The sequence below is a fragment of the Curtobacterium sp. HSID17257 genome (assembly GCF_003989515.1).
GTDB lineage: Bacteria > Actinomycetota > Actinomycetes > Actinomycetales > Microbacteriaceae > Curtobacterium.
Genome location: NZ_RBLU01000234.1, coordinates 1 through 952 on the forward strand (window position 1 = coordinate 1; position 952 = coordinate 952).

1 protein-coding gene is annotated in these 952 nt (G+C 76.6%); it reads left to right on the plus strand.

The features are described from left to right. Window positions 1-894 (plus strand): ROK family protein (locus tag D8M35_RS16190; RefSeq protein ID WP_148113423.1); only part of this gene is annotated, 894 nt, incomplete at its 5' end. Window positions 895-952 lie beyond the last annotated feature (58 nt).

The window sequence follows — 952 nt, forward strand, 5'->3', positions numbered from 1 at the left end:
GACGCGCTCGAGCACGGCGCCGCCACGGTGCCCGTCGCCGCGGGGCCGCGGGCCTCGGTCGCCGCGCTCTGGGACCGGTTCGTCGAGCTCGCCCGTGACAGCGGCCTGGACACGGCACGCTTCCGCGGTGCGGCGATCAGCGTGCCCGCGCCCGTGTCGTACCCGGGCGGCAGCATCGCGACACCGTCCTTCGAGCCGTCGTGGCACGGCGCCGTGCTGCCCCAGCTCTTCGCCGAGCACACCGACGCCCCCGTGCTCGTGGAGAACGACGCGAACCTCATCGCCCTGGCCGAGCGTCCGGGCCCCGACCGCACGGGCACCCTCGTCGCGGTGAAGCTCGGGACCCGCATCGGCTCGGGCGTGCTGCTCGACGGGCGCCTGCACCGCGGGGTGAGCGGCGCCGCCGGCGAGATCAGCCACACCCCCGTCGACGGCGAGGCCGCCATCGGCTGCACCTGCGGGGTGCCGAACTGCCTCGAGTCGGTGGCGTCCGGGGGCGCGATCGTCGCCCGGCTGCGTGCGGCCGGGCGGCAGGTCGGCGGGACGAGCGACGTGCTGGCGCTCGCGGCACAGGGCGACGCGGTCGTCCTCGACGAGCTCCGGCGGGCGGGGGAGCACATCGGCCGGGTGCTCTCCGGCATCGTGAACTTCTGCAACCCGAGCGAGGTCGTGCTCGCGGGCGCGATGTCGGCGTCGTCCGTCCTGGTCGCGACGATCCGGGGCGAGCTCTACCGGTCGTGCCTGCCGATGGTCGCGGACGCCCTCGACGTCCGGGCGAGCTCCTCGCCGCGCGACGCCGGCATCCGCGGCGCGACCGTGCTCGCGATCGACGAGGTGCTCGCGCCGGCCCGCGTGGACGAACTCGCCCGAGCGGCGGCGGAGCGGACCGCATGAGCACCGGCGGTGCTGCTGTGCACGGCGGCGGGGAGGAGTCCGGCGCGGTCGTCGCCGT